The organism is Luteimonas sp. R10 (assembly GCF_045689605.1).
GTDB lineage: Bacteria > Pseudomonadota > Gammaproteobacteria > Xanthomonadales > Xanthomonadaceae > Luteimonas.
The window spans coordinates 3,153,373-3,174,666 of the sequence record NZ_CP141262.1 but is presented as its reverse complement, the minus strand read 5'-3'; the positions used below and the strand labels follow the sequence as shown (position 1 = coordinate 3,174,666).

The window sequence follows — 21,294 nt, the reverse complement described above, 5'->3', positions numbered from 1 at the left end:
TATCTAGCCTTCCCCTATCCAGGCCGGCGGTCGCTTGTCGAGGAACGCGGACAGGCCCTCCCGGCCCTCGGGCGAGCCGCGCAGGGCCGCGATCAGGTCGGCGGTGGCGCCATCCAGCGCCTCGCGATCGCCCTGCGGCACCACCGCGCGCACCAGTGCCTTGGCCTGTGCCGAGGCCACCGGGCCGGCGCGGAGCAGCAGCTGGACCTGCCGCTCGACCGCGGCATCGAGCGCGTCGGCGGCGACCATCTCGTGCAACAGGCCGATCCGCAGCGCCTGCTGGGCGTCGAACACCTCCGCGCTGGCGAAATAGCGGCGCGCGTTGCGGGCGCCGATCGCGGCGATCACGTACGGCGAGATCACCGCCGGCAGCAAGCCGAGGCGGCTTTCGGTGAGGCCGAACTTCGCCTCCGGCACGCCGATGGCGATGTCGCAGCAGGCGACCAGGCCGACGCCGCCGCCGAACGCGGCGCCGTGCACGCGGGCGATGGTCGGCTTGGGCAGCTCGTCGAGCGTGCGCATCAGGCGCGCGAGGGCGAGGGCGTCGTCGCGGTTCTCCGCCTCGCCGGCGGCGGCCATCGCGCGCATCCAGTTGAGGTCGGCGCCGGCCGAGAACGAGCCGCCGGCGGCCTCCAGCACCACCACCCGGACGCGATCGTCGCCGCCCAGCGCGGACAGCTGCGCGGTGAGGGCGGCGATCAGCTCGGCGTCGAAGGCATTGTGGACGGCGGGGCGGTTCAGGCGCAGGCGGGCGACGGCGCCGGTGCGTTCGAGCAGCAGGGCCTCGGTCATTGCATGCCTTGGGATGAACGGACCCGAATGATAGCCGTTGCGCCGCACCGGCTTCAGCGGCGACGGGTGCACCGGACCCCCTGCTGCGGGTAGAATGAGAACAATTAGCATTCAGGTCACCGCAGTGAGACTTTCCGATCTGCCGCGTCGCGGCGTGGCCCGGGTCGACCGGGTCGAGGACCGTGCCCCCGGCGACCCGATCGCCCGCCGCCTGCGCGAACTCGGCTTCGTCGCCGGCGAGCCGGTACGGATGATGGCGGCCGGCCCGTTCGGCGCCGAGCCGCTGCTGGTGCAGATAGGCTTCACCCGCTTCGCCCTGCGCCGTGCCGAGGCGGCGCGGGTGTTGCTGAGCGAGGAGGGCGCGCGCGCGTGAGCGAGATCGTCGTGCCGCTGCGGCTGGCGCTGGTGGGCAATCCCAACTGCGGCAAGACCGCGCTGTTCAACCAGCTCACCGGCAGCCGGCAGAAGGTGGCCAACTACGCCGGCGTCACGGTCGAGCGCAAGGAAGGGCGGCTGCTGGCGCCGTCCGGCCGGCGCTACGCGCTGCTCGACCTGCCGGGCGCCTACAGCCTGAACCCGTCCAGCCTGGACGAGGCGATCACCCGCGACCTGTGCCGCGGCCACTATCCCGGCGAACCGATGCCGGACGTGCTGGTGTGCGTGGTCGACGCCACCAACCTGCGCCTGCACCTGCGCTTCGTGCTGGAGCTGCGCACGCTGGGCCGGCCGATGGTGGTAGCGCTGAACATGGCCGACGTGGCGGCGCGGCGCGGGATCCGCATCGACCGTGCCGGCCTGGAGCGCGAACTCGGGGTGCCGGTGGTGGAGACCGTGGCGGTGCGGCGCAACGGCGCCAAGGCGCTGGTGGCGCGCATCGAGGCGATGGCGGAGACGCCGGTGCCGCCGCCGCCGCCGCGCGGCGGTGGCGACCCCGCCATGGACGACGAGGCCCTGCATGCCGAGACCCGGCGGCTGCTGGCGGCGACGGTGGACATGCCCGCCAGCACCTCGCGCATCGACGACGCGCTCGACCGCTGGCTGCTGCACCCGCTGCTCGGGCTGTTCACGCTGGCCGCGGTGATGTTCCTGATCTTCCAGGCGGTCTACGCCTGGGCGACGCCGATGATGGACGCGATCGACGCCGGGACCGGCTGGCTGGGCGCGGCGGTCACCGAGACCCTGCCGGAGGGGCCGCTGGCCAGCCTGCTGGCCGACGGCATCATCGCCGGGCTGGGCGGGGTGATCGTGTTCCTGCCGCAGATCCTGATCCTGTTCGCCTTCATCTTGGTGCTGGAGGAGTCCGGCTACCTGCCGCGGGCGGCGTTCCTGCTCGACCGGATGATGGCGGCGGCGGGCCTGTCCGGACGCTCCTTCATCCCGCTGCTGTCGAGCTTCGCCTGCGCCATTCCCGGGATCATGGCCACGCGCTCGATCCAGGATCCGCGCGACCGCATCGCCACGATCATGGTCGCGCCGCTGATGACCTGTTCGGCGCGGCTGCCGGTGTACGCGCTGCTGATCGGCGCGTTCATCCCGCAACAGCAGGTGGCGGGCGTGTTCAACCTGCAGGGGCTGGTGCTGTTCGCGCTGTACATGGCCGGCATCCTCAGCGCGCTGGCGGTGTCGTTCGTGATGAAGAAATGGCGCCGCGACAAGCGCGAGCACATGCTGCTGCTGGAACTGCCGTCCTACCGGCTGCCGCATCCGCGCGACGTGCTGATCGGGCTGTACGAGCGCGCCATGATCTTCCTGCGCCGCGTGGGCGGGATCATCCTGGCGCTGACGGTGCTGCTGTGGTTCCTGCTGTCGTTCCCGGGGCCGCCGGACGGCGCCACCGGCCCGGCGATCGACTACAGCTTCGCCGGGCGCATCGGCCACGCCATGACCGCGGTGTTCGCGCCGCTGGGCTTCAACTGGCAGATCTGCATCGCCCTGATCCCGGGCCTGGCCGCGCGCGAGGTGGCGGTGGCCTCGCTGGCCACCGTGTACGCGCTGCAGGCGGCCGACGACGATGCCGCCACCCAGGCGCTGACGCCGCTGATCAGCGACGGCTGGTCGCTGGCCACGGCGCTGTCGCTGCTGGTGTGGTTCGTCTACGCGCCGCAGTGCATCTCCACCTGGGCGACGATCAAGCGCGAGACCAACTCGTGGAAGACGATGGTGGCCAGCGCCGGCTACCTGTTCGTGCTGGCATACCTGGCCTCGCTGCTGACCTACCAGGTCGCGGTGCTGCTGGGGGCGGGGTGAGCGGGCGATGAGCGCGTCGATCGCCCTGCAGTACGTCCTCGTCGCGCTGGCCGTGACGGCCAGCGCCTGGGCGGTGCTGGCGAAGCAGTTCCCCGGCGTCGTGCGCAGCCTGCGTGGCGCGCTGGCGTTGCCGCTGCTGCGCGAGGGCCGGCCGCAATGGCTGCGCCCGCTCGGCCGCCTGCTGGCGCCGCCGGCGACGACGGGCGGCGGCACGTGCGGCGGCTGCGACGGCTGCGGCCCGGTGAAGACGAAGCGCTAGAAACGAGGAACGAGTCAGGGCAGGGCAGCACTCATTCGTTCCTCGTTGCTGCTTTTCAGTGTTTCGTGCTGCGCTTGACCGGCCTGCGCATGTCGCTGGTCGGGAACACCTCGACCGCGAGGCTGAAGCTGCGTTCCTGGCCCGCGTGCAGGGCGCCGACGCCGACCACCTGGCGGTTGATCTCGTTGCCCTCGTCGTCGCGGATGAGCAGCACCACCGAGTACTCCCAGGCGCCGCCCTCGGCCGGGTGGCGGATCGTGCCTTCGACCTGCAGCGCGGTGGTCGATTCGGCGACGCCCGCGGACGCCGCCGAATCGAAGCGCAGATAGTGCCGGCACGACGGGCAGACGCTGGCGCTCTGCAGGATCGTCGTCTTGCAGTGCGGGCAGGTGCGCGTGGCGCCCGCCGCACCCGGCCGGCCGTTGTTCATGAGGCGAGTTCGAGATCCGCCTTGTCGGCCTTGGCTTCGGACTTGCCGTTGCCGTTGACCTTCTGGTTCGCGTCCTTCTCCCAGCCGCACTCGATGTGGCCGCGGATCTTCGAGCCCGCGGCGACGGTCAGCGAGCCCGCCTTGAGGTCGCCGTTCATGACCGCGGTGTCGAGCAGCTCGACCCGCGAGGCGGAATCGATGTTGCCCTCGAGATCGCCGGAGACGACGACCTTCTCGGCGCGCACGCCGCCGTTGAGCTTGGCGCCCTTCTCGATGGTCAGGTCGCCCTGCACGTTGACGTCGCCCTTGAACCGGCCGGCGATGCGGACGTGGCCGGTGCCCTCGATCTTGCCCTCGATGGTCAGGTTGGCCGCGATCAGCGACTCCTTGACCTCGCTGGTGGCCGGGCGCCGCGGCGGGGCGGTCTGGGTCGGGTTGAAGTCGGCGACGGCCGGCTGCGGGTCGCGGGCCGGCGCGGCGACGGGTTCCGGGGCGAAGGAGGGGGCCGCGTCCTTCTTGGCGGAGTTGGGCTGGTTGAAGATGGCCATCACGAAAATTCCTCATGGACGAACAGGGACAGGCGTATCGGCCGCAGGCGGGCAGCCGCGCAGGAACGACAGGGTCGTGGCCGCGAGACTAGCATGCAGGTCGCCACGCCGCGATGTGACCGCCCTCACCGAATCCGAGATCCGGCGGGACGTTACGGCGGCTTGTTGAGCCCGCCGGTCCGGAGTCTCCACGCCGCCTCCACACGAGGGTTTGGGGGATCCCGGCCACCGGCCCGAGCCTGGCGCCGGCGGCTGACGATCCGGTGACGGGCCGGTTACATCCGGAACACGCCGAACCGCGCCGGTTCGACCGGGGCGTTGAGCGAGGCCGAGACCGCCAGCCCCAGCACCCGCCGGGTGTCGGCCGGATCGATGACGCCGTCGTCCCACAGGCGCGCGGTGGCGTACCAGGGGCTGCCCTGCGATTCGTACTGCGCGCGGATCGGCGCCTTGAAGGCTTCCTCCTCCTCCGCGCTCCATTCGCCGCCCTTGGCCTCGATGCCGTCGCGGCGCACCGTCGCCAGCACGCTGGCGGCCTGCTCGCCGCCCATCACGCTGATGCGCGCGTTGGGCCACATCCACAGGAAGCGCGCGCCGTAGGCGCGGCCGCACATGGCGTAGTTGCCGGCGCCGAAGCTGCCGCCGATGACCACGGTGAACTTGGGCACGCTCGAGCACGCCACCGCGGTGACCATCTTCGCGCCGTCCTTGGCGATGCCGGCGTTCTCGTACTTGCGGCCGACCATGAAGCCGGTGATGTTCTGCAGGAACACCAGCGGGATGCCGCGCTGGTTGCACAGCTCGATGAAGTGGGCGCCCTTGAGCGCGCTCTCGGAGAACAGGATGCCGTTGTTGGCGACGATCCCGACCGGATAGCCGTGGAGGTGGGCGAAGCCGGTGACCAGGGTCCTGCCGTAGCGGGCCTTGAACTCCTGCAGTTCGCTGCCGTCGACGATGCGCGCGATCACCTCGCGCACGTCGAACGGCCGCCGCGTGTCCTTCGGCACGATGCCGTACAGCTCCTCGGCGGGGTAGCGCGGTTCGCGCACCTCACGCAACGTCAGGCGCGCGTCCTTGCGGCGGTTGAAGCCACCGACGATGTCGCGCGCGATCTGCAGCGCGTGGCGGTCGTCCTCGGCGAAATGGTCGGCCACGCCCGAGACGCCGGTGTGCACGTCGGCGCCGCCCAGCGCCTCGGCGTCCACCACCTCGCCGGTGGCCGCCTTCACCAGCGGCGGCCCGCCGAGGAAGATCGTGCCCTGTCCCTTCACGATCACCGACTCGTCGCACATCGCCGGCACGTAGGCGCCGCCGGCGGTGCAGCTGCCCATCACCACCGCGACCTGGGGGATGTTCTCGGCGCTCATCCGCGCCTGGTTGTAGAAGATGCGGCCGAAATGCTCGCGGTCGGGGAACACCTCGTCCTGCAGCGGCAGGAACGCGCCGCCGGAGTCGACCAGGTAGACGCAGGGCAGGCGGTTCTCGCGCGCGATCTCCTGCGCGCGCAGGTGCTTCTTCACCGTCATCGGGAAGTAGGTGCCGCCTTTGACGGTGGCGTCGTTGGCGACGATCACCACTTCCTGGCCCATGACCCGGCCGATGCCGCAGACCAGGCCGGCCGCGGGCGCGGCGCCGTCGTACATGTCCTCGGCGGCCAGCGGCGCGATTTCCAGGAACGGAGAGCCGGCGTCGAGCAGCGCGGTGATGCGTTCGCGCGCGAGCAGCTTGCCGCGGGCGCTGTGCTTGCCGCGGGCCTTTTCGCCGCCGCCTTCGGCTGCGCGGGCCAGGCGGCGATCGAGTTCGTCCGCCAGCGCCCGGTGATGGCTGGCGTTGTCGAGGAAGTCCTGCGAGCGCGGGTCCAGGCTCGAACTCAGTACGGGCATGCGCGGGCATCCGAACGGCGGGCCGACAGGATAACCGCCGCGGCCGCGCTGCCGCCGGCAGCAAGCAAAAGGCCCGCGCAGCGGCGCAGGCCTTGCCGACGACGCGAAGGCGTCGAACTGCTAGCGGTCGTTGCGATCGTCGCGCGCGTCCTCGGCGGCGGTGTCGGCGCTCTCGGCGGCGCGGTCCATGGCGTCGGAACTGGCGCGGGCGGCCGAGGCGGCCGCCTCGGAAGCCTCGGCGGCGGCTTCGCGCGCGGTGGCTTCGGTGGCGTCGCCGGCGCGGTCCATCGCTTCGCGCGAGTCGGCGGTGGCCTCGCGCGCGCCGGCGGAGGCGGCATCGTAGCCCTCGCGGGCGGCGGCACCGGCGGCGTCGAGCGCCTCGGAAGCGGATTGGCGCGCGTCTTCGGCGGCTGCCGCGGCCTCGTCGGCCTCCTGCTGGGCGCTCGCGGTGTCGTCCCGGCAAGCGCCGAGGCTGAGCACGACGGTGGCGGCGAGGATCAGGAGCTTGCTGTCCATGGGGTTCTCCTTCGAGAGGGCTTGGAGCGCGGGCAGTCTTGCCCCGCTCCGGTGAAGGAGGCGTGCACGACGGGAGCGCTGTCGCCAAGTCGGCGAGCGCAAAAGAAAAGCCGCCGGGAATCCGGCGGCTTCTCTGGTACCACAGGTCGCATCGAGCCATTCGGCTCGAGGCGAACTTACTGCATCGGCTCTTCTTCGACGTTCTCTTCGGCCGCGTCCTGGGCCTCGTCGGCGACATCGGCCGCGTCCTCGGCGACGTTGGCAGCGTCCTGGGCGGCGTCGGCGGCGGCATCGGCCGCATCGTCGGTGGCGGCGGAAGCGTCGGCGGCGGCGTCGGCGGCGCTGTCGGCGGCCGTGTCGGCGGTGTCGGCAGCGGCCTGCGCGGCCTCGTCGCCGTAGGCGGCGTCGGCCTGGGCCTGGGCCTCGGCAGCGGCGTCAGCCGCGTCGGCGGCCGCGTCCTGCGCGGTATCCTGGTTCGAGCAAGCGGCCAGGGCGAAACCCATAGCCAGGGCAAGCAGAGCCTTGTTGATGGACATGTTGATTTCCTCGTCGTGTGGTGAGTCAGAACGCGCGTGACTGCGCGCCGGGGCACATCATGACAAGCCGGTGATGCGTGTCAAGTATGTGTTTGATTCACGGCGTAAAAATGCCGTTAACCCAGGCGTCGGCCGTTCACGCCACCTCGACGGCGATCGCGGTGGCTTCGCCACCGCCGATGCACAGCGAAGCGACGCCGCGACGGTAACCCCGCGTCCGCAGGGCATTTATCAGCGTGACCAGCAATCGGGCACCGCTGGCGCCGATCGGGTGTCCGAGCGCGCAGGCGCCGCCATTGACATTCAGCTTGTGGTGGGGAATTCCCAGGTCCTTCATCGGCGCCATCGCCACGCAGGCGAACGCCTCGTTGACCTCGAACAGGTCGACGTCGTCGACCGACCAGCCGGCGCGCTCGAGCACGCTGCCGATCGCCGCCACCGGCGCGGTGGTGAACCATTCCGGCGCCTGCGCATGGCCGGCGTGGGCGACGATGCGCGCCAGCGGCGTCAGCCCGCGCCTGCCGGCCTCGTCGGCGGACATCAGCACGGCGGCGGCGGCGCCGTCGGAGATCTTCGAGGACGAGGCCGCGGTCAGGCAGCCTTCCTTGCCGAACGCCGGGCGCAGCGTCGGGATCTTGGCGACGTCGATCCGGCCCGGTTCCTCGTCGGTCTCGACCACGGTCTCGCCCTTGCGGGACTTGACCGTGACCGGAACGATCTCGTCGCGGAAGGCGCCGTCCGCGGTCGCCGCCTGCGCGCGCTTCACGCTCTCGGCCGAGAACGCATCGAGCGCCTCGCGGCCGAAGCCGTATTTCTCGCAGGTGGCGTCGCCGAACACGCCCATCGCCTTGCCGTCGTAGGGGTTGGTGAGGCCGTCCCACGCCATGTGGTCGAGGAACTCGGCGCTGCCGTAGCGGATGCCGGTGCGCGAGCCGTTGAGCAGGTGCGGGGCGTTGGTCATCGACTCCATGCCGCCGGCGACGGCGACGGTGGAGGAGCCGGCGCGGATCAGGTCGTGCGCGAACATGACCGCCTTCATGCCCGAGCCGCAGACCTTGTTGATGGTGGTGCAGCCGGCGGCATCGGGAACGCCCGCGCTGCGGGACGCCTGGCGCGCCGGCGCCTGGCCGAGGCCGGCGGGCAGCACGCAGCCCATGATCACCTCGTCGACCTGGTCGGGCGCGACGCCGGCCTGTTCCAGCGCGCCGCGGATCGCGGCGGCGCCGAGCGTCGGCGTCGGCACGCCGGTGAACTGGCCGAGGAAGGAACCGATGGCGGTGCGCTTGGCACCGACGATGACGACGTCGCTCATGATTGCTCCGACAGGGGCGGGGGCCCGGTAAAGGCGGAATTATCGCGCTGTCGTCCGGGTGCGGCAAACGCACGGCCCATTCACCCGGTTTCGCGCGATTGCCGGCGATGTGTCACGGTTTCGCGCTGGCGACGGCATGTGTTTGCAGGTATAGATGGTGGTCACCAGGTCCGGTCAGGCTCGGCGGTGGGACGCACTCCGGGACGCGGGCCGCATGAGCGCGAGAGCCGTCGAAGAGGGAGACGCATCCATGAAGAAGATCCAGGGCGCCGCAACGGCACCGTCGTTCCGGCTTTCGCTGCTGGCGGCCGCGGTCGGGCTTGCGTTGACGGCGTGCGGCGGCGGCGGGAGCAACACCCGTCCCGACACCCCGCCGCCCAGCCCGCCGCCCGGCCCGCCGCCACCGGCCGTGGTCGAGCCGCCGAACCCGGCCTACAGCGACCACCTGGCGCTGACCAATGCCGATGCCGCCATCGAAGCCGGATTCACCGGCGAGGGTGTCCGCATCGGCGTGCTCGACACCGGCGTCAATCCCGAACACCCGGCGCTTGCGGGACGCGTGGTGGACAACCTGGTCTACGTCAGTTCCTCCGACAACGACCTGTCCATCGACGATGTCGACGGCCACGGCACCGCCGTCGCGCAGATCATCGCCGGCCAGCCGTTCGGACAATGGCCGGGCGGCATCGCGCAGGGCGCGGAGATCGTCTCGGCGCGCATCATCAACGACGAACCGCCGGACGACGACGGCAGCGGCCAGGGCAACGAGGTCGATGGCGCGCTCGGGCTGGAGCCGATCCACCAGGACATGATCGACCGCGACGTGCGCATCATGAACAACTCGTGGGGCGGGCTGTACTGGGACGATCCGGCCGCGACCGCGCCGATCGCCGATGAGTACCGCGACTTCATCATCGGCAACGACGGGCTGGTGGTCTTCGCCACCGGCAACCTGGGCGAGGCCGATCCGACCGACATGGCGGCGCTGCCCAGCCAGTCCGGACCGAACGGCAGCACCCCCGCGGCGGACCTGGAGCGCGGCTGGATCGCCGTGACCGCGGTCGACCCCGACGACCCGGACCAGTTGGACGCGATCGACGGCGAGGTCTACCCGAACGCCTGCGGCATCGCCATGAACTACTGCCTGGCGGCACCGGGCACGGTGGTCACCACCGGAACCGATGATGCGCCGGACAACCCCGAATACTGGCGCTGGTCGGGCACTTCCTTCGCCGCGCCGCAGGTCTCGGGCGCCGCGGCGCTGGTCTGGGAAGCGTTCCCCTGGTTCGACAACGACCTGGTGCGCCAGACCATCCTGGGCACCGCGCAGGACATCGGCGCCGCGGGCGTGGACGACGTCTTCGGCTACGGGCTGCTGGACGTGGGCAGGGCCGTGCAGGGACCGGCGCGCTTCGACTGGGGACGGGTGACGGCGGACTTCGACGGCACGACCTCGGTCTGGTCGAACGACATCGAGGGCACGGGCGGATTGACCAAGCGCGGCAGCGGCATCCTCGAGTTGTCGGGCGCGAATGCCTATCGCGGCGCCACCCTGGTCGACGGCGGCACGTTGCGCCTGAGCGGCTCGCTCGGCAACTCCGACGTTTCCATCCGTGCCGGCGGCACCCTGAGCGGCGACGGCCACGTCGCCGGCAACGTCGGCAACGCGGGCAGGCTGCTGCTCGACGCCGGCGACGGCACCACCGCGCTGACCATCGGCGGCGACTACACCCACGGCGCCGATGCGGAGCTCGCGGTGGTTTTCGGCGCCGGCGCGCTCGAGGTCGGCGGCGACGCGACCATCGAAGGCGGCACCGTGCACGTCGCCGGCGCGGTCGACGGCTACGTCCGGCGCAACCGCGAGGACGTGCTGCGCGCCGGCGGGACGCTCGACGGCCGCTTCGACGGCTACACCTACGACGACAGCCTGTTCTTCGAGGGCACGATCCGCTACGACTACACCGGCGGCCGCGTGTGGCTGGACGTCACCCGCCTCGACGTGAGCGCGGCCGCGATGGGCATGGGCGACATCACCGCCGCCTCGCTCGCATCGGCGCAGCGCGTGGAGAACGCATTCCGCCAGATCGACGGGCAACGCGAGGCCGGCGAGGGCGCGATCGCCGGCGGCTTCATCCGGGTCGCGGGCGACTTCCAGCGCATCGCCGACGAGGCGACCGCCGCGGCGTCGCTGTCGAGCCTGTCCGGCGAACTGCACGCGCTGGCCTCGTCGACGACCTTCGACGCGATCGACATGAGCCGGCGCGCGCTGTCGGCGCAGTTCGGCGACAGCAGCCTGCAGCCGCGGGCCGCCGGCGTGTGGAAGCGCGAACTCGGCGGCGGCGGGCAGGGCGGATATTCCGGCAGCGACTACGCCGTCGACGGCTGGATGATTGGCCGCGACTTCCGCTTCGGCGGCAACGGCATCGCCGGCTTCGCCTTCGGCGAGACCCGCGCCGACAGCCGCCGCGACGGCAGCCGCGACCGCGGCCGCGACCGCCAGACCCAGACCCAGCTGTACGCGGGCAGCCTGCACGGCAACGCCTACACCCTGGGCCAGGTGGGCTTCGGCCGCTTCGATCGCCGCCTGGAACGGCAGTTGTTCACGGGGCGGCAGTCGATGGGCGTGTTCAGTTCCTACGCCGGTGATTACCTGACCGCCAACCTGGAGAGCGGCTATCGCTTCGGCGAGCGCGACGCGCACCTGACGCCGTACGTCGGCGCCGAGTACACGCGGATCGACAGCGAAGGCTTCTCGGAACTCGGCGGCGACGGCTTCGGCCTGCGTGCCGATCCGTGGACGTCGAGCCGCAGCCAGGCGATCGCCGGCGTGCGCGCCGAACGCGGCTGGTCGGCGCTGACCCTGCGCGGCTACGCCGAGTGGCAGCACACGCTCGGCGCCAGCGGCCTGGACATCGACGCCGGCTTCGTCGGCGCCGACGCCTGGTCGCCGCTGGCGGGCCTGCAGCCGGGCCGGTCCGGGGGGCTGTTCGGGCTCGGCCTGGATGCCTGGGTCGGCCGCAACGCGGTGATGACCCTGGGCTACGACCAGCGTTTCGGCCCGCGCGGCGACGCGCGGATGGTCTCGTTGCGCTACGCGCTGGGGTTCTGAGCGCGGACGGCCGCTCCGGGGCGACGCCGGAGCGGTCCACCATTGCGGCGGCCGGGCGCATTCAGTGCGTGGAGATGTACGCTCGATGAGCGAAACGGCCCGGATCCGGGCCGTTTCTGCGCGAACGCTATAATCGCCGCCCGTTTCGCTCCGGTCCGCACATGTCCGCCGTTCCCCACAAGCCCGCCGGTCCCCGGGTCGGCTTCGTCAGCCTCGGCTGCCCGAAGGCGCTGGTCGATTCCGAGCGCATCCTGACCCAGCTGAAGGTCGAGGGCTACGAGATCGTGCCCAGCTACGACGCCGCCGACGTGGTGGTGGTCAATACCTGCGGCTTCATCGACGCGGCGGTGGACGAGTCGCTGGACGCGATCGGCGAGGCGATGGCCGAGAACGGCAAGGTCATCGTCACCGGCTGCCTGGGCAAGCGCGAGGAGGTGATCCGCCAGGCGCATCCGGGCGTGCTGTCGATCAGCGGACCGCAGGACTACGGCAGCGTGATGCGCGCGGTGCACGCCGCGGTGCCGCAGGCGCACGATCCGTTCGTCGACCTGGTGCCGCGGCGCGCGGCCGACGACGTCGGCATCAAGCTGACGCCGAAGCACTACGCCTACCTCAAGATCTCGGAAGGCTGCAATCACCGCTGCAGCTTCTGCATCATCCCGTCGATGCGCGGCGACCTGGTCTCGCGCCCGGTCGACGAGGTGCTGCGCGAGGCCGAACGCCTGGTGCGCGGCGGCGTGCGCGAGCTGCTGGTGATCTCGCAGGATACCTCGGCCTACGGCGTCGACCTGCGCTACGCCGAGCGCGACTGGCGCGGCGGCCGCTACCAGACGCGGATGCAGGCATTGTGCGAGGGGCTCGCCGAACTGGGCGTCTGGACGCGTCTGCACTACGTCTACCCGTATCCGCACGTCGACCGGATCATCCCGCTGATGGCCGAAGGCAAGCTGCTGCCGTACCTGGACATCCCGTTCCAGCACGCCAGCCCGCGGATCCTGAAACTGATGAAGCGGCCGGGGGCGGTGGAGCGTACGCTCGAGCGTATCCGCGGCTGGCGCGCGACCTGCCCGGAACTCATCATCCGCTCGACCTTCATCGTCGGGTTCCCCGGCGAGACCGAGGCCGAGTTCGAGGAACTGCTGGACTTCCTGGACGAGGCGCAGCTCGACCGCGTCGGCGCCTTCGCCTACTCGCCGGTGGAGGGCGCCGCGGCCAACGCGCTGCCCGACCCGGTCGACGAGGACGTCAAGCAGGCGCGGCTGGCGCGCTTCATGGAGCGCCAGGCGCGGATCTCGGCCGAGCGCCTGGAGGCGAAGGTCGGCAGCGTGCAGCGCTGCCTGGTCGACGCGATCGACGGCGAACTGGCGCTCGCGCGCTCGCCGGCGGACGCGCCGGAGATCGACGGGCTGGTGCAGGTCCAGGACGGCGCCGCGCACGGCCTGCGCGCGGGCGACTTCGCCGACGTGCGGATCATGGGCAGCGACGAGCACGACCTGTACGGCGAGGTGGCGGCGTGATGCGGCATGCGGTGGCGGTGGCATGCCTGGTGGCGGCGCTGCTGCGTCTGGGCGCCGCGACGGCGCAGGAGCCCGACGGCCTGAGCGGGAATTACCGCCCGGTCGGAGAGGAAGCGGTGTCCGGCGACGGTGCCGGCGGCGTCGGACTGCGCGTGGTGCGGGAGGGCAATGGTTGGCGGGCCTGGTTCGCCGGCCAGCCCAAGCGCCTGGAAGTGGCGAGCCCCGACCAGATGGCGGGCCTGTTCCCCGGCGTGGGCGAGAGCCGCGGCTTGCGCTGCGGGTGGTCCGAGGAGTTCGTGCTGTGCCGGGTGACGCCGGGGACGTTCTTCCCGCGGCAGGGATTCCGGATCGACAGCGGCTATTTCTCGGTGATCGCCGGCGCCGGGCTGTACGAACTGGAGCGGGTGGAAGCGACGCCGGACGTGCGCGGGCGCTAGCGTCGTTTGCTTCATCGGCTTCCGTGCCGCGGACATTTCGTTCTGTCGCGACTTCCGTCGCTCCCACAAGTGGCAAGAGCGTCGGTTCTCTGTGGGAGCGACGGAAGCCGCGACCCCGCAGGCCATGCGCTAGCCGACCTGCGTCAAGACTTCGTGATTCACGAGCCCGCAACCGGGCGCGCCCTAGCCTGCGGGTTTCCAACGCAACAGGAGCCCGCCATGTCCGCCGACAGCAAGCGCATCGCCGTCCTCGCCACCAACGGTTTCGAGCAATCGGAACTCATGGAACCGCGCGCCAAGCTCAAGGAGGCCGGCTTCACGGTGGAGGTGATCGCGCCGCAGGCCGGCGAGATCCGCGGCTGGAAGGAGAAGGACTGGGGCGACGCGGTGCCGGTCGATCGGGAGCTGTCGCAGGTCAGGGCCGAGGACTACGACGCGCTGGTGCTGCCGGGCGGCGTGATCAATCCGGACAACCTGCGCCGCGAACCGGAGGCGGTCGACTTCGTTCGCGCCTTCGACCGGGCGGGCAAGCCGCTGGCCGCGATCTGCCATGGGCCGTGGATGCTGGCCGAAGCCGGCGCGGCGAAAGGCCGGGAGGTCACGTCATGGCCGTCGCTCCGCACCGACCTGGAAAACGCCGGCGCGCGCTGGAAGGACGCCGAGGTCGTGACCGACGGCCATCTCATCACCAGCCGCAATCCCGGCGACATCCCGGCCTTCACCCGCGCGGTGATCGAGGCGCTGGCTTGACCGTCGCGCAGCGGCCCGCTTCCGCGGCATCGCGCCCCCGGCTGTCCTTCGCGGCGGCGGCTAATCGTATGCGACCGCGACGATCGCGAAGCGCGTTGCGCCGCCCGGCAGCTGCGCATCGAACTCGTCGCCCGGCCGCTTCTTCAGCATCGCCCTGGCCAAGGGGGAATCGATGCTGATCCAGCGTCGCTTCGCGTCGGTCTCGTCCGGGCCGACGACGCGATAGCGGTGGGTCTGGCCGTCGTCGACGTCTTCCAGTTCCACCCAGGCGCCGAAGAACACCGCGTCCCGGTCGGAAGGCGCATCGCTCACGATCCGCAGCGTCTCCAGCCGCTTCGACAGGTAGCGCACGCGGCGGTCGATCTCGCCCAGCTGCTTCTTGCGGTAGGTGTATTCGGCATTCTCGGAGCGGTCGCCTTCCGCGGCCGCCGCGGCCAGTGCGCGCACCACTTCGGGCCGCCGGGTCCGCCACAGTTCGTCCAGCTCGGCCTTCAGGCGCGCGTGCCCCTCGCGCGTGATCAGCGCGGTGCTCTTCTCGGGTGGCGGGCGCCAGCGGCTCAGAGGGGGAACCGGGGTTCGGAAGTCAGGGTTTGCGCTCGAGGCCGTAGTTGAAGCCGCTCTCGATCGGATCGCCTTCCAGGTCGAGCTGGGTCAGCTCGTCGCCGGACACGATCGCGTAAAGCCTGTCTGCGCTGGCCTTGTCTTCGGGATCGAAGCGCAGGCGGGTGCCGGCTTCCTCCACGGTCCAGGTGCCGCGCGACGGCTCGGCCTCGCCGCGTTCCTGGTAAGTCTCAGTCAGGGCGGCACTGCCGTCGGCGCGCAGTTCCAGCACGGTGTCGATGCCGGGGCAGTCGGCGCAGGGCAGGGTCCCCGTGAAGGTTCCGGCCAAGGCCGCGGGATCGACGGCGGCGAGAGCACCGGTGCGGGCGGCTTCCGGCGCAGGCGCGTCGGCGGCCGGGGCTTCGGCTGCGGGGGCGGGCGCCGCGTCGGGCTTGCAGCCGGCAAGGAGGACGACGGCCACCAGGGCGGGTAGCAGTGTTTTCAGCGGCATAGGCACTGTGGGCTCGCTTCTTTGCACGCGGGATTGCAGCTCGGGCACCCGTCCGGAGTCTAGCGCGACTTTCCGCCGAAGATGCCGCCCAGCACCCCGCGCAGGATCTGCCGGCCGATCTGGCTGCCGACGGTGCGCGCGGCCTGCTTGCCCATGGTCTCGATCATGCCCTGGCGGCGCCCGGTGCCGAAGATCGCATCCTTCATCGTCCGCCCGAGGCCGCGTTCGCCGTCGCCGTCGGCGTCCTTGGCCTTCGGCGCCTGCGCCTGTTCGCTCATCGCCTCGGCGCGCTGCGCAAGCCGCTCGGCGGCCGATTCGCGATTGACCGCGGCGTCGTATTTCGCGCCGACCGGGCTGCCGGCGCGCACCTGCGCGCGCTCGGCGTCGGTGATGGCGCCCATGCGGCAGCGCGGCGGCGCGACCAGCGTGCGTTCGACCGCCATCGGCACGCCCTTGCCCTGGCCGGGGACGTCCTGCAGCGTGGACACCAGCGCTTCGCCGGTGCCGAGCTGCGAGATCGTCTGCGCCACGTCCAGGGCCGGGTTGGCGACGAAGGTCTGCGCCGCGGTCCGGACCGCCTTCTGGTCGCGCGGGGTGAAGGCGCGCAGCGCGTGCTGCACGCGGTTGCCGAGCTGGCCCAGGATCTCGTCGGGGACGTCGTCCGGGAACTGCGAGCAGAAATACACGCCCACGCCCTTGGAGCGGATGATCCGCACCACCTGCTCGATGCGCTGGCGCAGCGCCGCCGGCGCGTCCTTGAACAGCAGGTGGGCCTCGTCGAACACGAACACCAGCTTCGGCTTGTCCAGGTCGCCCACTTCCGGCAGCGCCTCGAACAGCTCCGACAGCAGCCACAGCAGGAAGCTCGAATACAGCCGCGGCTTGAGGACCAGCTGGTCGGCGGCGAGGATGCCGATCACGCCGCGGCCGTCGGGCGTGGTGCGCATCAGGTCGGCCAGCTCCAGCGCCGGTTCGCCGAAGAACTGCGCGCCGCCCTCCTGTTCCAGCCGCAGCAGCGCGCGCTGGATCGCGCCGATCGACTGCGCGCTGACCAGGCCGTACTCGGTCGAGACCGCCTTGCGCTGCTCGGCCACCAGGGCGAGCAGGGCGCGCAGGTCGTCGAGGTCGAGCAGCAGCAGGCCGCGGTCGTCGGCGAGCTTGAACGTGATGTCGAGCACGCCGCCCTGGGTGTCGTTGAGCTCGAGGATCCGCGAGAGCAGGGTCGGGCCCATCTCGCTGACGGTGGTGCGCACCGGATGCCCGAGCCTGCCGTACAGGTCCCAGAAGATCGTCGGGCTGCCCTCGCCGCGGTAGTCGGCGATGCCGATGGTCGCGACCCGCTCGCGCACGCCTACGCTGTCGGCGCCTGGGACGGCGAGGCCGGCGACGTCGCCCTTCACGTCGGCCAGGAACACCGGCACGCCGATGCGCGAGAAACCTTCCGCCAGGGTCATCAGCGAGACCGTCTTGCCGGTGCCGGTGGCGCCCGCCACCAGGCCGTGCCGGTTGCCGTACTTCGGCAGCAGGTGGACGTTGCCGCTTTCCGGCGTGGTGACCGACTTGCCGACGAGAATGGGGTCCATGGCGCGTCCTGGCGGAAGAATGCCCGGGATTCTATGCGATCCCGGCGGCGGGCCGCGCGGGCGGCCGCCGCATGTGCGGGCGTAGCGCCGGCGATTCGTCGGAGCCGCAGCGCTGGCCGCTTTCTTGTGGGAGCGACGGCCGCGCATCGGCGAGCGATCCGCACGTCCGCGCCGTCGGCCGGGTGCCGTGATGCCGCGGCAGACCTTCGGCATCCGGTCGCGACTTCCGTCGCTCCCACAAATGTCGCTCCCACAAAAAAAGTGGCCGGATTGCGGCGGGGACGGTCCGAGGAGCCGCGCGCCTGCCGGGATTTGCCAGCGCCGCGGGGAGACCGCTAACCTGCCGCTCCATCTCGTCGCCTTCGATCACATGCCCGTCGCCTGCCGTGCCGTTCTCCGCCTGGTCCCGATCACGGCCGCCTTGTTGATCGCCCTGCACCTGCCCGACGCCGCTGCGCAATCCCGCCACGAGCGCGCGGCCCAGGCGCTGCAGCAGCGCATGGACCAGGCCGAGGGCCGCTACCGCGAGGCGATGGTGCGGGTCCGCAACAACGAGCCGGAGGCGGTGAAGGAAGGCGATGCGGCGCTGGAGGACATGGAGGACGTGGTGGTCGAATGCGGCAAGCTGCGCGGCTGCGACCCGGCGGGCTTCGTCACCACGTTCAAGCGCCTGCTCAAGGCCGATGCCGATGCGGCGGCGGCGGTCGAGGAAGAAGATGAGATCGATCCGTTCGATACCGATCCCGACGGGATGGCCGCCGGCGCCGCCGGCGACGTGCCGGAGGCCGCGCGCGCCGCGGCGCTGCTCAGCGACGGCCGCCGCTTCGTCGAGATGGTGCAGTACAACCCCGCGGTGCAGGAAGCCATCCGCCGCTGGCTGACCGACATGCGCCATTCGCTGATCGTCAGCCACGAGAACTACCAGTACATGCGCGACCTGATGTGGCCGCACTACGAGCGCTCGGCCCTGCCGGAGGCGCTGCTGTTCGGCATCCTGGCCAAGGAGTCGACCGGGCGCGTGCACTCGACCTCGCGTGCCGGCGCGGCCGGCCCGATGCAGTTCATGTACGCGACCGGCCGCCGCTTCGGCCTCGGGCCGGACGCGACAGGCTTCGACACCCGCTACGATCCCTATGCCTCGGCGCAGGCCAGCGCGGCCTATCTCAACGAGCGCATGGCCGAGCTCAACCGCAACATCGAGCTGGCGCTGGCCGCCTACAACGGCGGCGAGGGACGGGCGCTGCGCATCCACAACGCCAGCGGCGGGCGCAGCTTCTGGGACGAGTCGGTCTACAGCCAGTTCCCGCCGGAGACGCGCGACTACGTACCGATGGTGATCGCCGCCGCCTGGCTGTTCCTGCACCCGAAGAAGTACGGGCTGGAATTCCCCAAGGTCGACGCGCGGCCGGCGACGCTGACGCTGCAGAAGCCGGCCTCGATCTACGAGTTGACCATCTGCCTGGGCAGCAGCGGCAGCCGCTACGGCTACATGCGGATGCTGCGCAACCTCAATCCGCGCTACCAGGCGGACGAGTGGATTCCGGCAGGGACCGAGCTCCGGGCCACGACCCGCGTGGTCGGCCTGTACAACCGCTGGTGCACCCGCGGTGCCCGTGCCGACCTGGCCCACGAGCTGGTGCGCAGCGATCCCGGCAGTGCGGTCGTGCGCTCGGGACCGGCACAGCCTCTGCCGGCGACTGCCGCCGCCGCCGTTGCTCCGGTAACGCCGGCTTCGCCGCGCGAGCACCGCGTCGCCCGCGGTGAAACCCTCGGACGCATCGCCGAACGCTACGGTTGCGACCTGGGTGCGCTGGCGCGCAGCAATGGAATCCGCCCGCCGCGATACGCGCTGCGGCCGGGGCAGCGGTTGGAGCTGGGTGCCTGCCAGCGGTGAACCGAGGGTGCCCGGACGCGCGGCGAGCGCAGCCGGATGGCGCCCTGGCCGGGGACGGGGACGGATGCGTTATTCGGCGTGCCCGCCGAGATTGACGTTGAGATTCTGCTGCAGGTTCAGCAACTCCGCGGAGTAGGCGCTGTCGAATGCGCTGCGCAGGCCAGTCTGGTCGAGTTCGGTGGACAGGGCCTCGACCTGCCCGGCGTAGCTGTCGTAGAGAACGCCGGCCAGAGCCGAATCAGGCCGCTCCGGGTTTTCGTTGATGGCGTCATACACCAGGCCCGCCAGCTCCGTCACTGCGTCCCCCGAGCCCGGAACCTTGCCGATGGGCGTTTCTCCCACCAGAGTGCTTACCATTCCTGCGAACTGCTCGCGCGACTCCTGGTTGGCATTGATCTGGTCCGTGTACTCGGTCAGGGCCACGGCGGCGCCGCCGGAGATGCTGGCCGTCAGGCGTCCGAACTGCGCTATCAGCCGCTCCTGCTCGAGCGAACCGGGCTCGGCGGCGCCTGCGCCATCGAGCAACTGGCCGGCAGTCGTCCCCAGGGCGCTCTGGACGGCCGGTACCAGATCCTGGCTGCGGTTGAGCACGATGCCGCGGGCATCGGGGTTGAAGACGGTCTGGCTGATGAAGTTCGCCAAGGTTTCGGTTTGCGCGGTGTCGCCACCGGCGCCGGTGTAATGGTCGATGAGTTCGCTGCTGTGGGAAATGAACAAGCGGCCCGCGGAAGCCAGGGCGGTGTTCTGCCATATCGTCCCGCTGACGCCGGCATACATGCCGCTGTATGGATCGTCCTGGTTGAGCTGTACCAGCGCTTCGAACGCCTCGAGGCGTTTCTCTGCCGTGTTCAGGTTGCGGCTTTGCAGGCCCGGATCTGAGGTGTAGCCGATGGCGGCGCCTGCGCGATCCAGTCCGTCGTTGCCGTTGCGCTGCCACAGCGCATCCGAAAGCGCCTCGACGGTGCCTCCGGGGGCGCCACCGCCGTTCTGCAGCGTGGTCAGGAAGCGCTGGCCGCCGTTGCCGGACTGGTTCACGTCGGAGATGCGCAGCAGGTCGTCGGCGGTGATCGCTCCATCCTCGTAGGCCTGTTGCAGCGCCTCGCCGATGATCCGCTGGTCTTCGCCCAGTGACGCGTACTGGTCGTCGCGGGTGCGGCTGGCATCGTTCGCGTAGAACGCAAGTAGGTGGTTCTCGTCGCCGCGCGCGAGCGTTTGCAGGATCTCGTTGCGCTCGGCCTGGTTCAGGTCCGGATTCGAGAGCGCGTTCGCCAACGCCGACTGTCCGGTGATGGAGTCGGCCTGGATATTGCGCAGGGCGCCATCGACCTTCGATTGATCGATGTCGTCGGCCTGGACGGGCGAGTGGCGGACGGGCGACGCGGCTGGCTCGATCATGAACCTGCTCCTTCGTTCGATACGGAAGAGGGAAGTCAGCGGGATGGTCGCCTGCTTGTCGCCGGCTGTGTAGAGGGGGAAAACCCCTAGTCCTGTCCGGTGCGCGGTCGTCTAGAGCGCCGAAGGCCGGTCGCGCAACACGGCCAATCGCTGTCCAAGCCGCACCGGCGCCTCAGCCGCCAGCGTGGGCGCCAGTTCCGCCACGCCAGGCGGCAACAGTACGATCACCGTGGACCCGTAATTGAAGCGCGCCATCTCGGCGAAGCGCTCGATCACGATGCCCTTGCCGCGATAGTCCTTCCGGGTGACGCGGTCGCCGTAGCGCGGAATCTCCTCGCCGCTCCATACCGTCTCCACGCCGGAGACCAGCAGCGCGCCGACCATGGCCACCGCCATCGGCCCGAAGTCGGTGTCGAAGTGGCATACCAGGCGCTCGTTGCGGGCGAACAGGCGCGGCACCTCGCGCACCGCGGCCGGGCCGACGCTGAACAACCGCCCCGGCACGTGCACGGTCTCGCGCAGGGTGCCGGTCCAGGGCATGTGCACGCGGTGGTAGTCCTTCGGCGACAGGTAGACGGTGGCGAACGCGCCGCCGTCGAACGGTTCGGCATCGTCCGCGTCGGCGAGCAGTTCGGCGGCAGTGAAGAATCGTCCCTTGGCCTGGAAGATGCGCCCGCGCTCGTCCGGGTGGCCGATCGCCCCGCACTGGCTGATGCGTCCGTCGGCGGGGACGAGCAGCGCCCGCGGGTCCGGATCGGCCATGCGCGCGCCGGGTCGCAGCGCGCGGGTGAAGAAGGCGTTGAAGCTGGCGTAGGCGCGCGGATCCGGTTCGGCGGCTTCGCCGAGATCGACGCCGAAACGGCGCACCACCGTGTCGATCAGCCACTGCTTGAGGCGCGGGCGGCGCGAATAGGCCAGCCGGCGCGCCAGCGACGACAGCAGGCGATGCGGCAGGACGTAGGTCAGGGCGGTGACGGTATCCATGAGGTCAGTAGCGGTCGGGTTGCCCTAGAAGGCGTCCTCTGTCCGGCGCTT

The 21,294-nt window shown here is 70.9% G+C and carries 20 protein-coding genes; 8 read left to right on the top strand and 12 right to left on the bottom strand.

The genetic code is table 11. From position 1 onward, the window contains the following. Window positions 1-3: 3 nt before the first annotated feature. Window positions 4-792, bottom strand: a complete 789-nt coding sequence (locus U3649_RS13895; protein ID WP_407351902.1) for an enoyl-CoA hydratase-related protein — start codon at window positions 790-792, stop codon at window positions 4-6. A 124-nt stretch (window positions 793-916) separates the two neighbouring features. On the opposite strand from U3649_RS13895, the gene U3649_RS13890 reads away from it, so the two are divergent. The 3 genes from U3649_RS13890 to U3649_RS13880 are packed head-to-tail and all read left to right on the top strand — an operon-like array spanning window position 917 to window position 3,298. Then, window positions 917-1,165, top strand: coding sequence for a ferrous iron transport protein A (locus U3649_RS13890; RefSeq protein ID WP_407351901.1), 249 nt, complete (start codon window positions 917-919; stop codon window positions 1,163-1,165). Next, on the top strand, window positions 1,162-3,039 hold the full coding sequence (gene feoB / locus U3649_RS13885) for a ferrous iron transport protein B (RefSeq protein ID WP_407351900.1): 1,878 nt from the start codon (window positions 1,162-1,164) through the stop codon (window positions 3,037-3,039). Before U3649_RS13890 ends, feoB begins: the two co-directional genes overlap by 4 nt. A 7-nt stretch (window positions 3,040-3,046) precedes the next feature. Beyond that, window positions 3,047-3,298 carry a DUF6587 family protein gene (locus tag U3649_RS13880; protein ID WP_407351899.1) on the top strand — a complete coding sequence of 84 codons (252 nt, stop codon included), beginning with the start codon at window positions 3,047-3,049 and terminating at the stop codon, window positions 3,296-3,298. A 55-nt stretch (window positions 3,299-3,353) separates the two neighbouring features. Here U3649_RS13880 and U3649_RS13875 read toward each other — a convergent pair whose 3' ends face one another. From U3649_RS13875 to U3649_RS13850, 6 genes are all read right to left on the bottom strand, one after another. Then, entirely contained in the window at window positions 3,354-3,728 is a 375-nt protein-coding gene (locus tag U3649_RS13875) for a hypothetical protein (protein WP_407351898.1), read from the bottom strand. Next, window positions 3,725-4,276: a polymer-forming cytoskeletal protein gene (locus U3649_RS13870; protein ID WP_407351897.1), complete on the bottom strand. Its 552-nt coding sequence runs from the start codon at window positions 4,274-4,276 to the stop codon at window positions 3,725-3,727. Before U3649_RS13870 ends, U3649_RS13875 begins: the two co-directional genes overlap by 4 nt. 275 nt (window positions 4,277-4,551) lie before the next feature. After that, complete coding sequence (locus tag U3649_RS13865; protein ID WP_407351896.1) at window positions 4,552-6,159, bottom strand: carboxyl transferase domain-containing protein; 1,608 nt, start codon at window positions 6,157-6,159, stop codon at window positions 4,552-4,554. A gap of 120 nt (window positions 6,160-6,279) precedes the next feature. Next, the gene (locus tag U3649_RS13860; RefSeq protein ID WP_407351895.1) at window positions 6,280-6,675 is read right to left on the bottom strand and encodes a hypothetical protein; all 396 of its coding nucleotides are present in this window, start codon (window positions 6,673-6,675) and stop codon (window positions 6,280-6,282) included. 176 nt (window positions 6,676-6,851) lie between these two features. Further along, window positions 6,852-7,211, bottom strand: a complete 360-nt coding sequence (locus U3649_RS13855; RefSeq protein ID WP_407351894.1) for a hypothetical protein — start codon at window positions 7,209-7,211, stop codon at window positions 6,852-6,854. Window positions 7,212-7,347: 136 nt separating this feature from the next. Further along, the gene (locus U3649_RS13850) at window positions 7,348-8,523 is read right to left on the bottom strand and encodes a thiolase family protein (protein ID WP_407351893.1); all 1,176 of its coding nucleotides are present in this window, start codon (window positions 8,521-8,523) and stop codon (window positions 7,348-7,350) included. Window positions 8,524-8,773: 250 nt separating this feature from the next. On the opposite strand from U3649_RS13850, the gene U3649_RS13845 reads away from it, so the two are divergent. The 4 genes from U3649_RS13845 (at window position 8,774) to U3649_RS13830 (ending at window position 14,336) form a co-directional block, all read left to right on the top strand. Beyond that, window positions 8,774-11,632, top strand: a complete 2,859-nt coding sequence (locus U3649_RS13845) for a S8 family serine peptidase (protein WP_407351892.1) — start codon at window positions 8,774-8,776, stop codon at window positions 11,630-11,632. Window positions 11,633-11,793: 161 nt separating this feature from the next. Further along, window positions 11,794-13,149 (top strand): 30S ribosomal protein S12 methylthiotransferase RimO, encoded by a 1,356-nt coding sequence (gene rimO / locus U3649_RS13840; protein ID WP_407351891.1) that lies wholly within the window; start codon window positions 11,794-11,796, stop codon window positions 13,147-13,149. Further along, on the top strand, window positions 13,149-13,586 hold the full coding sequence (locus U3649_RS13835) for a hypothetical protein (protein WP_407351890.1): 438 nt from the start codon (window positions 13,149-13,151) through the stop codon (window positions 13,584-13,586). The genes rimO and U3649_RS13835 overlap by 1 nt, the downstream gene beginning before the upstream one ends. A 219-nt stretch (window positions 13,587-13,805) precedes the next feature. Then, window positions 13,806-14,336: a type 1 glutamine amidotransferase domain-containing protein gene (locus U3649_RS13830; protein WP_407351889.1), complete on the top strand. Its 531-nt coding sequence runs from the start codon at window positions 13,806-13,808 to the stop codon at window positions 14,334-14,336. A gap of 60 nt (window positions 14,337-14,396) precedes the next feature. On the opposite strand, the gene greB is transcribed toward U3649_RS13830, so the two are convergent. The 3 genes from greB to U3649_RS13815 are packed head-to-tail and all read right to left on the bottom strand — an operon-like array spanning window position 14,397 to window position 16,970. Continuing rightward, window positions 14,397-14,897 carry a transcription elongation factor GreB gene (gene greB, locus U3649_RS13825; RefSeq protein WP_407354625.1) on the bottom strand — a complete coding sequence of 167 codons (501 nt, stop codon included), beginning with the start codon at window positions 14,895-14,897 and terminating at the stop codon, window positions 14,397-14,399. A 22-nt stretch (window positions 14,898-14,919) separates the two neighbouring features. Beyond that, on the bottom strand, window positions 14,920-15,387 hold the full coding sequence (locus U3649_RS13820) for a copper resistance protein NlpE (RefSeq protein WP_407351888.1): 468 nt from the start codon (window positions 15,385-15,387) through the stop codon (window positions 14,920-14,922). A 59-nt stretch (window positions 15,388-15,446) separates the two neighbouring features. Beyond that, window positions 15,447-16,970, bottom strand: coding sequence for a helicase HerA-like domain-containing protein (locus tag U3649_RS13815; RefSeq protein WP_407351887.1), 1,524 nt, complete (start codon window positions 16,968-16,970; stop codon window positions 15,447-15,449). Between the two features lie 370 nt (window positions 16,971-17,340). Here U3649_RS13815 and U3649_RS13810 point away from each other — a divergent pair, with 370 nt between their 5' ends. Further along, complete coding sequence (locus U3649_RS13810; RefSeq protein WP_407351886.1) at window positions 17,341-18,864, top strand: transglycosylase SLT domain-containing protein; 1,524 nt, start codon at window positions 17,341-17,343, stop codon at window positions 18,862-18,864. Between the two features lie 69 nt (window positions 18,865-18,933). On the opposite strand, the gene U3649_RS13805 is transcribed toward U3649_RS13810, so the two are convergent. Beyond that, the gene (locus U3649_RS13805; protein WP_407351885.1) at window positions 18,934-20,259 is read right to left on the bottom strand and encodes a hypothetical protein; all 1,326 of its coding nucleotides are present in this window, start codon (window positions 20,257-20,259) and stop codon (window positions 18,934-18,936) included. A 111-nt stretch (window positions 20,260-20,370) separates the two neighbouring features. Next, window positions 20,371-21,243 (bottom strand): archaetidylserine decarboxylase, encoded by an 873-nt coding sequence (gene asd / locus U3649_RS13800; protein WP_407351884.1) that lies wholly within the window; start codon window positions 21,241-21,243, stop codon window positions 20,371-20,373. Window positions 21,244-21,294 lie beyond the last annotated feature (51 nt).

Coding starts and splice junctions, on each gene's coding strand:
- U3649_RS13895 (WP_407351902.1), bottom strand. CDS start 792: ATGACCGAGGCCCTGCTGCTCGAACGCACCGGCGCCGTCGCCCGCCTG.
- U3649_RS13880 (WP_407351899.1), top strand. CDS start 3,047: ATGAGCGCGTCGATCGCCCTGCAGTACGTCCTCGTCGCGCTGGCCGTG.
- U3649_RS13875 (WP_407351898.1), bottom strand. CDS start 3,728: ATGAACAACGGCCGGCCGGGTGCGGCGGGCGCCACGCGCACCTGCCCG.
- U3649_RS13870 (WP_407351897.1), bottom strand. CDS start 4,276: ATGGCCATCTTCAACCAGCCCAACTCCGCCAAGAAGGACGCGGCCCCC.
- U3649_RS13865 (WP_407351896.1), bottom strand. CDS start 6,159: ATGCCCGTACTGAGTTCGAGCCTGGACCCGCGCTCGCAGGACTTCCTC.
- U3649_RS13860 (WP_407351895.1), bottom strand. CDS start 6,675: ATGGACAGCAAGCTCCTGATCCTCGCCGCCACCGTCGTGCTCAGCCTC.
- U3649_RS13855 (WP_407351894.1), bottom strand. CDS start 7,211: ATGTCCATCAACAAGGCTCTGCTTGCCCTGGCTATGGGTTTCGCCCTG.
- U3649_RS13850 (WP_407351893.1), bottom strand. CDS start 8,523: ATGAGCGACGTCGTCATCGTCGGTGCCAAGCGCACCGCCATCGGTTCC.
- U3649_RS13845 (WP_407351892.1), top strand. CDS start 8,774: ATGAAGAAGATCCAGGGCGCCGCAACGGCACCGTCGTTCCGGCTTTCG.
- rimO (WP_407351891.1), top strand. CDS start 11,794: ATGTCCGCCGTTCCCCACAAGCCCGCCGGTCCCCGGGTCGGCTTCGTC.
- U3649_RS13835 (WP_407351890.1), top strand. CDS start 13,149: ATGCGGCATGCGGTGGCGGTGGCATGCCTGGTGGCGGCGCTGCTGCGT.
- U3649_RS13830 (WP_407351889.1), top strand. CDS start 13,806: ATGTCCGCCGACAGCAAGCGCATCGCCGTCCTCGCCACCAACGGTTTC.
- U3649_RS13820 (WP_407351888.1), bottom strand. CDS start 15,387: ATGCCGCTGAAAACACTGCTACCCGCCCTGGTGGCCGTCGTCCTCCTT.
- U3649_RS13815 (WP_407351887.1), bottom strand. CDS start 16,970: ATGGACCCCATTCTCGTCGGCAAGTCGGTCACCACGCCGGAAAGCGGC.
- U3649_RS13810 (WP_407351886.1), top strand. CDS start 17,341: ATGCCCGTCGCCTGCCGTGCCGTTCTCCGCCTGGTCCCGATCACGGCC.
- U3649_RS13805 (WP_407351885.1), bottom strand. CDS start 20,259: ATGATCGAGCCAGCCGCGTCGCCCGTCCGCCACTCGCCCGTCCAGGCC.
- asd (WP_407351884.1), bottom strand. CDS start 21,243: ATGGATACCGTCACCGCCCTGACCTACGTCCTGCCGCATCGCCTGCTG.